Source organism: Pseudoalteromonas sp. NZS127, assembly GCF_015864805.1.
Lineage (GTDB): Bacteria > Pseudomonadota > Gammaproteobacteria > Enterobacterales > Alteromonadaceae > Pseudoalteromonas > Pseudoalteromonas nigrifaciens.
Map to the genome: position 1 here is coordinate 139,901 of NZ_JADYWN010000006.1, position 11,682 is coordinate 151,582.

General features: G+C 39.8%; 13 protein-coding genes. 10 read left to right on the plus strand and 3 right to left on the minus strand.

Annotated elements, in window-relative coordinates:
* Window positions 1–157: 157 nt before the first annotated feature.
* The 3 genes from I6E78_RS08105 to hmpA are packed head-to-tail and all read left to right on the plus strand — an operon-like array spanning window position 158 to window position 2,891.
* Window positions 158–427: a hypothetical protein gene (locus I6E78_RS08105; protein WP_197182267.1), complete on the plus strand. Its 270-nt coding sequence runs from the start codon at window positions 158–160 to the stop codon at window positions 425–427.
* The gene (locus I6E78_RS08110; protein WP_011329509.1) at window positions 427–1,659 is read left to right on the plus strand and encodes an NnrS family protein; all 1,233 of its coding nucleotides are present in this window, start codon (window positions 427–429) and stop codon (window positions 1,657–1,659) included. Before I6E78_RS08105 ends, I6E78_RS08110 begins: the two co-directional genes overlap by 1 nt.
* 50 nt (window positions 1,660–1,709) lie before the next feature.
* Window positions 1,710–2,891, plus strand: a complete 1,182-nt coding sequence (gene hmpA, locus I6E78_RS08115) for an NO-inducible flavohemoprotein (RefSeq protein WP_197182268.1) — start codon at window positions 1,710–1,712, stop codon at window positions 2,889–2,891.
* 305 nt (window positions 2,892–3,196) lie between these two features.
* Here the strand turns inward: hmpA and I6E78_RS08120 are convergent, their stop codons facing one another.
* Window positions 3,197–3,850, minus strand: coding sequence for an endonuclease (locus I6E78_RS08120; RefSeq protein WP_011329507.1), 654 nt, complete (start codon window positions 3,848–3,850; stop codon window positions 3,197–3,199).
* A gap of 263 nt (window positions 3,851–4,113) precedes the next feature.
* Here I6E78_RS08120 and I6E78_RS08125 point away from each other — a divergent pair, with 263 nt between their 5' ends.
* From I6E78_RS08125 to I6E78_RS08135, 3 genes are all read left to right on the plus strand, one after another.
* The gene (locus tag I6E78_RS08125) at window positions 4,114–5,079 is read left to right on the plus strand and encodes a DnaJ C-terminal domain-containing protein (RefSeq protein WP_182677801.1); all 966 of its coding nucleotides are present in this window, start codon (window positions 4,114–4,116) and stop codon (window positions 5,077–5,079) included.
* On the plus strand, window positions 5,079–5,399 hold the full coding sequence (locus tag I6E78_RS08130) for a chaperone modulator CbpM (RefSeq protein WP_011329505.1): 321 nt from the start codon (window positions 5,079–5,081) through the stop codon (window positions 5,397–5,399). The genes I6E78_RS08125 and I6E78_RS08130 overlap by 1 nt, the downstream gene beginning before the upstream one ends.
* Window positions 5,400–5,651: 252 nt before the next feature.
* Window positions 5,652–6,032, plus strand: coding sequence for a hypothetical protein (locus I6E78_RS08135; protein ID WP_011329504.1), 381 nt, complete (start codon window positions 5,652–5,654; stop codon window positions 6,030–6,032).
* A gap of 2 nt (window positions 6,033–6,034) precedes the next feature.
* On the opposite strand, the gene I6E78_RS08140 is transcribed toward I6E78_RS08135, so the two are convergent.
* Window positions 6,035–6,478 (minus strand): PaaI family thioesterase, encoded by a 444-nt coding sequence (locus tag I6E78_RS08140; RefSeq protein WP_011329503.1) that lies wholly within the window; start codon window positions 6,476–6,478, stop codon window positions 6,035–6,037.
* Window positions 6,479–6,576: 98 nt separating this feature from the next.
* Complete coding sequence (locus tag I6E78_RS08145) at window positions 6,577–7,029, minus strand: SRPBCC family protein (RefSeq protein ID WP_179807956.1); 453 nt, start codon at window positions 7,027–7,029, stop codon at window positions 6,577–6,579.
* A gap of 279 nt (window positions 7,030–7,308) precedes the next feature.
* Between I6E78_RS08145 and lexA the strand changes: the two genes are divergently transcribed.
* From lexA to I6E78_RS08165, 4 genes are all read left to right on the plus strand, one after another.
* Complete coding sequence (gene lexA, locus I6E78_RS08150; protein ID WP_086997127.1) at window positions 7,309–7,926, plus strand: transcriptional repressor LexA; 618 nt, start codon at window positions 7,309–7,311, stop codon at window positions 7,924–7,926.
* A gap of 474 nt (window positions 7,927–8,400) precedes the next feature.
* The gene (coxB, locus tag I6E78_RS08155) at window positions 8,401–9,543 is read left to right on the plus strand and encodes a cytochrome c oxidase subunit II (protein WP_011329500.1); all 1,143 of its coding nucleotides are present in this window, start codon (window positions 8,401–8,403) and stop codon (window positions 9,541–9,543) included.
* The gene (ctaD, locus tag I6E78_RS08160) at window positions 9,543–11,135 is read left to right on the plus strand and encodes a cytochrome c oxidase subunit I (RefSeq protein ID WP_011329499.1); all 1,593 of its coding nucleotides are present in this window, start codon (window positions 9,543–9,545) and stop codon (window positions 11,133–11,135) included. Before coxB ends, ctaD begins: the two co-directional genes overlap by 1 nt.
* The gene (locus tag I6E78_RS08165) at window positions 11,135–11,665 is read left to right on the plus strand and encodes a cytochrome c oxidase assembly protein (protein WP_086997121.1); all 531 of its coding nucleotides are present in this window, start codon (window positions 11,135–11,137) and stop codon (window positions 11,663–11,665) included. The genes ctaD and I6E78_RS08165 overlap by 1 nt, the downstream gene beginning before the upstream one ends.
* Window positions 11,666–11,682: the final 17 nt, after the last annotated feature.

Below are 11,682 nucleotides of genomic sequence, written 5' to 3' on the forward strand. Positions count from 1 at the left end.
CAAAATGACTCTTATGTGTTTTTTAGTTTGATTCATGGTAGGTCATAAAGACATAAAAAGCAAAGGTGGATAAGTTAGTTCATTGAAATATATATGTTTATTTTATTGGCACGATAAGTGTAATAGGTAGTTAAGTGCATTAGTTGTTGAGGCCGTTATGAACACCTTGGTTATACATAATCCAAGCTACAAAATTGAGACAGCTTGTTTACTGAAAAAACTACTGCTAGTGGCAAACTCATTATTAGCAGCTAGTTGTGCATTACTAATAACCAGTATTTTAATTAGCTACCCTTTTGCCGATTACTTTTCTATACCGGTGCAAATTTCGGCACATATTAGCACTATTATTATTGCTGCTATTTTAAAAATTAGCTATGTGCTGCGTTGTATCGCACTGCATGGCATGGGGAAGGAAGTTCGTTAATGCGACCTATTAATTTATCTCAGCCGGTACCGGCTAATATTCGCTTTTACCAAATAACGCAGTGGCCAGTATGGATGCTGCCATTTAGACCCTATTTTTTAGCCGCAGGCTTGTTGGCTTTTAGTTCAATAGGCTACTGGTTATTAATTTTAACGGGTAGTGCAACTTGGCAGTTAACAATCCCCGCTACATTATGGCATGCCCATGAAATGTTATTTGGTTTTGCAGGTGTTGTTGCAGTGGGTTTTTTACTTACCGCCGCGCAAACTTGGACTGGAGTACCTAGCATTAGTGGCAAAAAGTTAATGCTATTAACGCTGCTATGGCTTGGGGCGCGAGGCGCATTTTTTGTGTCTTTGCCTGCTTTTGCACAATTTAATTTATATGCGGTGTTAGTGTTACAGCTCGCATGGTGGCTAGGTGTTATTGCAGCATTAGCTAATATGTTATTAACCGCTAAAAGCAAAAATAACTATCAATTTTTAGTGCTATTAGCGGCGCTGTGTACGTTAAATATTGTTTACTTGGCCCTGCTGATTGAACAAAGCATGCAGCTTGCGCTCGCCATTGTTGATACAGCAGTATTACTGATGACCTTATTAATTGGCATAGTAGCAGGGCGTGTATTGCCATTTTTTACCAGTAAAGGCCTTGGTTTAACAGCACAGGTACGTACAGCTAACGTTGACTCAGTATTACTGTATATGAGCGTTTTTAGTATTGCGGTGTTTTTTCTTAGTCAGTTATTTTTTAATCAGCTAAACCCAGGCTGGGCACTTGCTGTTGTTGCTGTGCTGCATTTAATCCGTAGTTTTTATTGGTGGGATAAAAACGTACTTAAAGTTCCTTTGTTATGGTCTTTGCATTTTTCGTACTTGGCACTAGGTGTAGGTTTAATGCTGGTAGCCGTGAGTTTTTACAGCAGTGTTATTTTATTTAAAGATGCATTACACCTCATTACCATAAGTACCATAGGGATGATGATTTTAGCCATGATGACACGCGTATCTCATGGGCATACCGGGCGCTCTTTGACTATTCCACATTATATGGCGGTTGCTTTTGCTTTAGTGTTAGTGGCTGGGATTACTCGTTCTTTACTGCCTTTTGTTATTGGGCCACACCTAGCTTGGCAGCTAAGTGCTGGGCTGTGGCTAATTGCCTTTTTATTATTTTTAATTCACTGCACACCTATTTTAACACAGCGTCGTGTTGATGGGCGTCGTGGTTAACCTATACCTATTTTATTAATTGGGTATTATTCACACGTAGGAAAACCTAGATGTTATCTGATAAAACTATTGAAATTGTTAAAAGTACTGTTCCTTTATTAGCAGAGGCAGGTACGGTTGTTACTGATCATTTTTACAAGCGTTTATTTAGTCATAATCCTGAGCTTAAAAATATTTTTAATATGAGCAACCAAGATACCGGCCGTCAACAATTTGCATTATTTAACGCATTGGCTGCTTATGCACAAAACATTGATAATTTAGAGGTGTTAAAAGCGGCACTTGGGCGTATTAACCATAAACATACTAGTTTAAATATTTTGCCGGAGCACTACCCAATTGTTGGTGCACATTTAATTGGCACGCTGAAAGAGCTTATTCCTGAGCAGTTCACGCCAGATGTTGAATATGCTTGGCGTGAAGCGTATGGCGTACTTGCTGATATTTGTATAACTGAGGAAGCTGCTTTATACGAGCACAGCAAAAATAACTTAGGCGGTTGGGCAGGCACACGTCAGTTTGCAATAACTAATAAGCAGGCTGAGTCAGAGCTGGTAACTAGCTTTACGCTTACGCCAGTTGATGGCGAGGCAGTAATTGCCCATAAACCGGGTCAATATTTAGGTATTAAAGTTAAGCCAGAGGCTAGTGAATATGAAGAGATCCGCCAGTATTCTATTTCGCAAAAAAGTAATGGTAAAAACTACCGTATTAGCGTTAAAAAAGAGTTATTACCAACCCCTGGCATGGTGTCTAACCATTTACACTCACTAGAGCAAGGCGCAATAGTAGAGCTATATCCGCCTGCAGGGGATTTCTTTTTACGAAATAACACCAGCCCTGCTGTGCTTATTTCAGCGGGTGTTGGGCAAACGCCAATGGTAGCAATGTTAGAGACGCTATTAAGCGATACTGCTAATCAAAATATTATGTATTTGCATGCTTGCGAAAATACTCAGCAGCACTCATTTGCTAATTATTTAAATGAACTAAGCACTGTTTACCCGCGCTTACAAACCATGACTTGGTTTAATCAAGGCGATGCAGGAGCTGATTTTACCGGTTTTATGGATTTACACGCAGTACAAGCGCAATTGCCACTGAGCAACGGCGACTTTTACTTGTGTGGACCCGCTAATTTTATGGCCTTTGTGAAAAAACAACTGCTAGAATTAGGCGTTAATAACGGACACATTCATTACGAAATTTTTGGCCCGCATCAAGATCTATAATATTTATAGAATAAAACTCAATTAAAAAAGCGCGCTATTGGGCATTACTTCAATAGCGCGCTTTTTTGTGCCGTTAAATAACCTGAACTCCGGATAATAAACCTATCTCAAGCAGCTATTTTCAGCGCTAACTGCGTTGAATTCACTTGCAATAGGCCAGCTATTGACGCGTAAATTCGCCTTGTTTTCACTGGAAATCTCTGGCTAGAGAAAATAAAGCTAAATATAACTATGATTCAATACGTTAGTAAATCTCTTAACCAGAGTTCAGGTTAAATATTAAACTGGCTCCTAATACCTTTAAATTAAAGCTTTTTGGTATTGGTTTGCGCGGCATACGCTTGTTGTTGCCAAGCATTAAATAACTGCTGTTGTTTATTTGATATTTTTAAGCCGTAAGTTTTTTGCATATAGGCATAGGCGTCGGCTATTTGTTTACGGGCATAAAAAGGAGGCTCTATTACTCGTTGTTTAAAGTTAACTTTAACTTCACAGCGACCGTATTGGGTGGCGCTTTCACTAAGCATTCCAAATCGATAATTAGAACGATCTGCGTTAATTTCACCAATAGCAGGAGCTAAGTTGTTTATATCGGCTTCCATCTTTCTAAACTTAGCACTTACTTTACGGCAGTTTTTACGCCCGCCATCTTGCCAGCATTGTAATTGGTGGCCAAACTCCCAGGCAGGCACAATATGCTCCCATTCTATGCGTAAAGCGCGTGCATTTACGTTACCTGAGCGGGTATGTGTATTGCGTGGCACATAGCCACAGTTAGTGGGGTCGGGAACTAGTTTTTTACCCTGTTTTTTTATATCGCAGCCACAGTAAATACTTTTAGCATTACTAGGGAGGGTTTTAATTAGGTGTCTTTTAGCGGTTGAAAACCGAGTGAATTCTTCAGCCGATAGCGAAAAGCATACAAAAAAAGCCAACAAGGCTAAAATAAATCGAGTCATATCCATCACATACGTGAACTACAGGAGCGGCTAGTTTAATGACTTGAAGCTAAAAGATAAAGTTTACTTAAAGCCATATTTACCGTTCTTTAGTATTTAACCTTAGCTCTGGTTAAGAGATTTACTAACGTATTGAATCATAGTTATATTTAGTTTTATTATCCGGAGCTCAGGTTATCTACTTTAAATTGTTGTTTAAATAAACAAAAGTTGTTACTTAAAGAGTATGATGAAAGCTCATAAGTTTGTGATTTGGATTGCGAATGAAATTTGTAGATTATTATGCCGTGCTTGGAATATCGCCCGATGCAGACGATAAAGCGGTTAAAGTAGCTTATAAAAAGCTAGCTAGAAAATATCATCCAGATGTAAGTAAAGAACCTCAAGCCGAGGAAAAGTTTAAAGAGATAGGTGAAGCTTACGAAGTTATTCACAACAAAGAAGAGCGCGCTAAATACGATGTGTTACGTCGTAATCAACAAAACCGTGCTCAGCAGCAAGCAAATTATGGCGGTAGCTATGGCTCGTCACAAAACCATTATCAGCAAGGTGATCCCCAAGCCGATCAGGAGTTTTCTGATTTTGTAAATTCTATGTTTGGCGGCGCAGGTGGGTTTAACCATGGCGGGCAGGGCAGAACTGGTGGCGCTCGTGCGCAAAAAGGACAAGATGTGGAAATTGAATTCCCGGTATTTCTTGAAGAAACGTTAGTCGATACCGTTAAACCAATTGAGTTTATGCTGCCGCAGCGAGACAGTAGTGGCCGTGTATCTGAAGTTAAAAAATCGCTTAAAGTTAAAATTCCTGCCGGCTCGGTTAATGGCGAACGCATTCGCTTAAAAGGCCAAGGTGGATTAGGTTCGGCAAATGGCCCTAATGGCGATTTGTATTTGCAAATTCGCTTAGTGCCTCACCCATTATTTGACGTTGAGGGGCATAACCTAAACATAGTGGTACCTCTTGCACCATGGGAAGCTGCTTTGGGCACTAAAATAAATTTACCTACATTAGCCGGAAAAATCCAACTAACTATTCCAGCTAATAGTCAATCGGGTCAACGTTTACGCATTAAAGGTAAAGGGTTAATTAGTAAAAAAGCCAAAGGTGACTTATTTGCTGTGATTAAAATTGTTAATCCAGCATTGAGTGATGATGTTAGCAAAAAGCTTTGGCAAGAGCTGGCCGAAAAAGCCCATTTTGACCCCCGTAGCAATTGGAGCAAGTCATAATGAAAATTATCGAGGCACCACAAGGCAATTTACTCACTAGCCAAGAATTGTGTGTGAGTAGTGATATTAGCGAAGCCATATTATATGAATTGGTTGAGCACAGCATTGCTATTCCTATTGAGGGCGAGCGCGTTACAGAATGGCAATTTACGGTATCAACAGTGATCTTAGTTAAAAAGGCTGCGCGTATTCAGCATGACTTATCGTTAGATTGGTCTGCTATTGCTTTGGTTTTACAATTATTGGATGAACGGGATGAGTTGATTGCTGAAAACCAAATGTTAAAGCAGCACTTAAGTCGATTTAAACATTTAGAATAAAAAATAGTGGTTAAATTTTAAATGCGAGTAGCTAGCTATTTTTATGGAGCTAGCTCAGCACTTTTATAATAGTGAGCTTTTGGTGCTTAAATATTTTTTATTCGTGAAATAAGAGTAAGTAAAGCGTCAATAAATGCGTAAAAATAGCCGACTATTCAGATAAAAAAGGTGAATATTGCAGAGTTGATTTGGTATAAGCGTAAAACTGCGTTAAAGTTTACAGCGAACTAATTAGAGGATAAACAGCAGACAATGTCGGAAATTCAATTTTTAAATGTAGACCTAGAGCTTGAGTCAAAGCAAGATATTAGCGTGCTTGTAGCTGACCTAAAAAAAATCGCCACTATTTTACATTATGATAAAGACGAATACCGTCAGTTAGCGCGTATAGAAGTAACAGGCGAAATATCTTCACCGGATAAAGCAATTAACCACTTATGTGAGTTAGTAGAGTCATGCTCGCGGGCTGCACTTAAGCAATGGTTGAGTTGTTCGCGCCGTACCTTTGATATTGGTTTTGAATCGGGCACTTCGCCAAAGTGTTTTAACCAAGCGCTGCACGCCGATACATTATTACGTATATCGGCAATTGGTGCAGGCATGGAAATTACTATTTACCCGCTAGAAAAATAGCCTTAGCCTTTGCGCTCTACAACAGCTGCGGTCATTTTTGATACGCAGCAAAGCTCGCCGCGACTATTCGTTATTTTTATTTCCCATACTGAGCTACGCTTGCCAATATGAAACGCTTTTGCGGTGGCGGTTAAGGTGCCATTACGCGAGGCTTTTAAATGGCTGGCACTGATCTCTTGCCCTACACAATAAAATTTAGTGAAGTCGACCACAAAATTAGCCGCGTAGCTGGCAACACTTTCGGCTAAAACCACGTTTGCTCCGCCATGCACCATGCCTATAGGGTTATGGTGCGCAGGAATTGCTGGCATAGTGGCAACTAAGTAATCATCACCAATTTCAGTTATTTCAATCCCCATGGTTTTCATCAGTGTACCTTGGCCATTTATGCCTTGGTCTAACTGCTTACAAAACGCTAAAGTAATAGGTTGATGCCAAATACTCATTGTTACTCCTTTAAAGGTTGAAAACGATAACCGATAATACGATTTTTCATGGCGATATGATAGCCAAATTAGTGCAGCTACTGCATGGTAATACAGTGCTACTTTTTGCTTTCTACATAGTGCTTAATTTCATCGAGATCTTTTTTTAGCATTTTACGCATCGAACTTTTAAGAAAAAAACCTATCACTGCAGAGATCATTTTTACCCAAATAGACTCAGATCTATCAGAAAAAGTCATGGTTAAACAGGTGCTAGGTTCGGCGGCGGTAAGTGACAGCTTAGTGGTATAAACTGCCCCGCCATTTTCTGCGCGAGTGCAATAGTATTCATTAGTAACAGCTTCGGTGATCCACATGGTTTCTGAGGCTGCTTTACCAAAAATTTTTCGTGTTTCTAACCATTTTAGGCCCACTAGCCCTTGTGGTGGCTTCTCGATTATTTTTACATCAATAATGCCAGACAGCATATTGGCACTGTTTTCGATGTCAGTTATTGCCGCCCATACTTTACGTTTAGGACCGTTAATTATTACCGCTACAGTGATATTCATAACACTCTCCGTTAATTCACATTGATGAAGTTAAGGCCCATTACAAAAACGATAGCTAACTAATTTTTAATAACAGCAACAACTTAGTAGTTATGTAATTAATGTAACGTAAAACTAACACTATCGTGATCTGCGTAATTTTATCTGTAATTTACTTGGTAATTTTAAGCTTAGACCAATGCCACCTTTGGCAGCAAAGGCGAGGAGTAATTTAAATTTGCGATTTTCAGATAACTGTATATACTCACAGTTAAATGTACTGTATGGAAAACCAGTTGTATGCGACCATTAACTAACCGCCAAGCGCAAATACTCGAACTTATTAAAGTGTTTATTAAAGACACTGGTATGCCTCCTACACGCGCAGAAATTGCACAAACATTAGGCTTTAAAAGTGCTAATGCAGCAGAAGAGCATTTAAAAGCGCTGGCTAAAAAAGGCGCTATTAAAATGAAACCAGGCGCTAGCCGTGGTATTCAACTTATTGAAGAAGATGAACCAGAACAACTTGGTTTACCGTTAATAGGCCGTGTAGCTGCCGGCGAACCTATTTTGGCGCAACAACATGTTGAGAGCCATTGTAAAATTGACCCGTTAATGTTTAAACCCGCTGCCGATTTTTTATTGCGTGTAAATGGTATGAGCATGCGAGATATTGGTATTATGGATGGTGATTTACTGGCTGTTCATCGCACTCAAGTTGCCGAAAATGGCCAAGTTATTGTTGCCCGCGTTGATGACGATGTAACGGTAAAACGCTTAGAAAAAGCAGGCAAAAAAGTATTATTGCATGCTGAAAATAAAGAATTTTCGTCGATAGAAGTGGATCTTGAAAAGGAATCTTTTAATATTGAAGGCTTAGCTGTTGGGGTTATTCGTAATGCTGACTGGATGTGACAATTAAGCTGTTATAGCTATGTAAAATATCGGCATAATTTAATAGCTCAGATAATTAATGCGCACTTTTTAGTGCGCTTTTTTTTTGCCTTTTTTTTGTGAAAATTCCGCTGCAATGAAAAAATTATATTAAGTTTATGTTTTTTATCATTTAAGTATTTAATACTCGTTATCGCTGTCTTTTTATTTGTAACCCTTGCTGTTGCTCACTTCCTGCTTAGAACAAAATTAAATAAATCCCATATTTACGCTAATCCCCTAATATTATTTGATTATTTTTCAAACTAAAACTTGCTAGTTGTTCAATTATTAACTAATTGTTAATGGGCTGGACTAACAATAACTCACAGCTTTAGTTTTGAGAAAATATATTTATATATCCGGCAGCAATACAAAAATAAAAAATAACAAATTGGCATTTAAAGCTTATGTCTTTTTGTTTTGCACTCGCAACAGTATTAAAGGAGCTGTCACATGGGTAAATTGAGCTCTACCTTGTGGCTTATATTGTTTGTTTTTCCGCAGTTAGCATTGGCAAATAGCCAATATAATATGCGCAAAGGCGTAACCGATATAAGTAATAATGTTTATCAACTACACATGACCATATTTTTAATATGCTGTGTAATAGGCGTGATTGTATTTGCCGTTATGTTTTGGGCACTTATTCATCATCGTAAATCTAAAGGAGCAGTTGCTGCTCAATTTCACGAAAGTACCAAAGTAGAAATACTCTGGACAGCAATTCCATTTGTTATTTTAATAGCAATGGCAGTCCCCGCAACTAAAACATTAATAGCGATGGAAGATGCCAGTAAAGCGGATATCACTATTAAAGTAACTGGTTCACAATGGAAATGGCATTACGAATATATGGGGGAAGATGTTGAGTTTTACTCAATACTTGCCACACCGCAAAATGAAATTGCTAACCTAGCCGATAAAAACCCCAACTATTTACTTGAGGTAGATAAGCCTCTGGTATTACCGATCAATAAAAAAGTACGCTTTTTAATGACCTCCGACGATGTTATTCATTCTTGGTGGGTGCCCGATTTTGCTATTAAAAAAGATGCAAACCCGGGGTTTATTAACGAAACGTGGACCAACATAAACGAAGTCGGTATTTATCGCGGTCAGTGTGCTGAGCTATGCGGTAAAGATCATGGCTTTATGCCAGTGGTAGTAGAGGCTAAGTCAGAGGCCGATTTTAAAGTTTGGCTAGCAGATGCTAAACAAGCAAAGCAAAAAGCAGCAGCAGCAGATGCTGCATTACTTGACCAAACACTCCCTAAAGAAGAATTAATGACTTTGGGTGAGCAAGTGTATATGGCCAATTGTGCTGCATGTCATCAGCCCACAGGGTTAGGTTTGCCAGGCGTTTTTCCTGCACTTAAAGGCAGCCCGATAGTGCTTGGCGATATAAAAGACCACATTGATATTGTTATTCACGGAAGCCCCGGCACAGCCATGCAAGCCTTTGCTAAACAGCTCTCTATAAAGCAATTAGCAGCGGTAATTACTTATAAGCGTAATGCATGGGGTAATGATACCGGTGATGTAATTCAACCAAGTGAAATACAGGCAGCACTTGATGCCGATGGGGAGGCGAACTAATGAGTAGCATAGTAGAACAACCTGACATTAATGAAGCTCACCACGCTCATCATCCTGCTAAAGGCTTTAAGCGTTGGTTATATACCACTAATCATAAAGATATAGGTAGCTTGTACTTAATTTTTTCGCTAACTATGTTTTTTATTGGTGGTGCTATGGCTATGGTGATCCGCGCTGAGTTATTTCAGCCAGGATTGCAATTAGTCGATCCTCACTTTTTTAATCAAATGACCACGGTTCATGGGTTGATTATGGTATTTGGTGCCGTTATGCCGGCCTTTACTGGCTTAGCTAACTGGATGGTGCCATTAATGATTGGCGCGCCTGATATGGCCTTACCCCGAATGAATAACTGGAGTTTTTGGATTTTACCATTCGCGTTTTTAATTTTATTATCATCGCTATTAATGCCCGGTGGCGGTCCTGCGTTTGGTTGGACTTTTTATGCGCCGCTGTCCACAACCTACAGTAATGACAATACCGCCATGTTTGTATTTGCTGTGCATATTATGGGTATTAGCTCCATTATGGGGGCAATTAATGTAATTGTAACCATAGTTAACTTGCGTGCCCCAGGCATGACTTGGATGAAGGTCCCTATGTTTGTATGGACTTGGCTGATAACGGCATTTTTATTAATTGCGGTTATGCCGGTACTCGCAGGTGCAGTGACCATGGTGCTCACCGATAAATACTTTGCAACCAGCTTTTTTGATGCAGCTGGTGGCGGTGATCCGGTGATGTTTCAGCACATATTTTGGTTTTTTGGCCACCCCGAAGTATACATAATGATTTTGCCGGCTTTTGGCATTATTTCTACTATAGTTCCTACCTTTTCGCGTAAAAAACTTTTTGGTTATTCCTCCATGGTATATGCCACGGCGTCAATTGCGTTGTTGAGTTTTACAGTGTGGGCGCATCATATGTTTACTACCGGTATGCCGGTGGCTGGCGAGCTGTTTTTTATGTACGCGACTATGCTGATATCGGTGCCCACTGGAGTAAAAATATTTAATTGGGTAGCCACTATGTGGCGCGGTTCAATTACGTTTGAAGTCCCCATGCTGTTTAGTATTGCTTTTATTGTGTTGTTTACCTTAGGTGGTTTTTCGGGATTGATGCTGGCCATTACACCGGCTGATTTTCAGTACCATGATACCTACTTTGTAGTGGCACATTTTCATTATGTACTGGTAACGGGAGCGGTGTTTTCTATTATGGCAGGCGCGTATTATTGGCTGCCTAAATGGACTGGCAATATGTATAACATAGCGCTGGCTAAATGGCATTTTTGGTTATCGCTGGTAAGCGTAAATGTATTGTTTTTTCCTATGCACTTTGTAGGGCTTGCAGGCATGCCACGCCGTATACCCGACTATGCGCTACAGTTTGCTGACTTTAACGCCATTATTAGTATTGGCGGCTTTGCCTTTGGATTATCGCAGTTGTTGTTTGTAGCTGTAGTGATTAAATGCGCACGCGGCGGCGACAAGGTTCCTGCAAAAGTGTGGGAAGGCGCAGAAGGACTGGAGTGGGAGGTAGATTCACCTGCTCCGTACCATACATTTTCAACACCACCGGAAATTAAATAATGATACACGCACCGCTACTTAAGCGCTTAGTTGTTATTTGCTTAGCCATGTTCGCATTTGCATTTGCGTTAGTGCCTTTGTATGACGTGTTTTGTGATATTACCGGCATTAACGGTAAGCCATCATTAGAGCAAGCAAAGCAAAGCACGCAAGTAATACAAAATCGCGAAATAAGTGTGAGCTTTACCACGCATGCACAAAGCGGTGCACCCTTTGCTGTGAAGTCTAAAGAGTACAGTGTTGCGGTAAAGCCCGGTGCTATGCGTGAGGTAATGTTTAGCGCCAAAAATAATAGTGACCAAGATAAAGTAATGCAGGCAGTGCCTTCGGTATCACCCGGTAGAGCAGCAAAATACTTACATAAAATAGCGTGTTTTTGTTTTGATCAACAGCCATTAAAAGCAGGTGAAGAACTAGAGTTTACGTTGCTTTTTTATGTTGATACCGCACTACCAAGTGACATTGAAGAGTTAACTTTATCTTATACGGTATTTGATATTAGTGAGCGGCTAGCAGCCAATAACAACTAGCCTAACTAGTGACAACC

What these genes read in the sequence shown, in the direction of transcription:
- I6E78_RS08105 (WP_197182267.1), top strand. Translation starts at nt 158, where the DNA reads ATGAACACCTTGGTTATACATAATCCAAGCTACAAAATTGAGACAGCT.
- I6E78_RS08110 (WP_011329509.1), top strand. Translation starts at nt 427, where the DNA reads ATGCGACCTATTAATTTATCTCAGCCGGTACCGGCTAATATTCGCTTT.
- hmpA (WP_197182268.1), top strand. Translation starts at nt 1,710, where the DNA reads ATGTTATCTGATAAAACTATTGAAATTGTTAAAAGTACTGTTCCTTTA.
- I6E78_RS08120 (WP_011329507.1), bottom strand. Translation starts at nt 3,850, where the DNA reads ATGACTCGATTTATTTTAGCCTTGTTGGCTTTTTTTGTATGCTTTTCG.
- I6E78_RS08125 (WP_182677801.1), top strand. Translation starts at nt 4,114, where the DNA reads ATGAAATTTGTAGATTATTATGCCGTGCTTGGAATATCGCCCGATGCA.
- I6E78_RS08130 (WP_011329505.1), top strand. Translation starts at nt 5,079, where the DNA reads ATGAAAATTATCGAGGCACCACAAGGCAATTTACTCACTAGCCAAGAA.
- I6E78_RS08135 (WP_011329504.1), top strand. Translation starts at nt 5,652, where the DNA reads ATGTCGGAAATTCAATTTTTAAATGTAGACCTAGAGCTTGAGTCAAAG.
- I6E78_RS08140 (WP_011329503.1), bottom strand. Translation starts at nt 6,478, where the DNA reads ATGAGTATTTGGCATCAACCTATTACTTTAGCGTTTTGTAAGCAGTTA.
- I6E78_RS08145 (WP_179807956.1), bottom strand. Translation starts at nt 7,029, where the DNA reads ATGAATATCACTGTAGCGGTAATAATTAACGGTCCTAAACGTAAAGTA.
- lexA (WP_086997127.1), top strand. Translation starts at nt 7,309, where the DNA reads ATGCGACCATTAACTAACCGCCAAGCGCAAATACTCGAACTTATTAAA.
- coxB (WP_011329500.1), top strand. Translation starts at nt 8,401, where the DNA reads ATGGGTAAATTGAGCTCTACCTTGTGGCTTATATTGTTTGTTTTTCCG.
- ctaD (WP_011329499.1), top strand. Translation starts at nt 9,543, where the DNA reads ATGAGTAGCATAGTAGAACAACCTGACATTAATGAAGCTCACCACGCT.
- I6E78_RS08165 (WP_086997121.1), top strand. Translation starts at nt 11,135, where the DNA reads ATGATACACGCACCGCTACTTAAGCGCTTAGTTGTTATTTGCTTAGCC.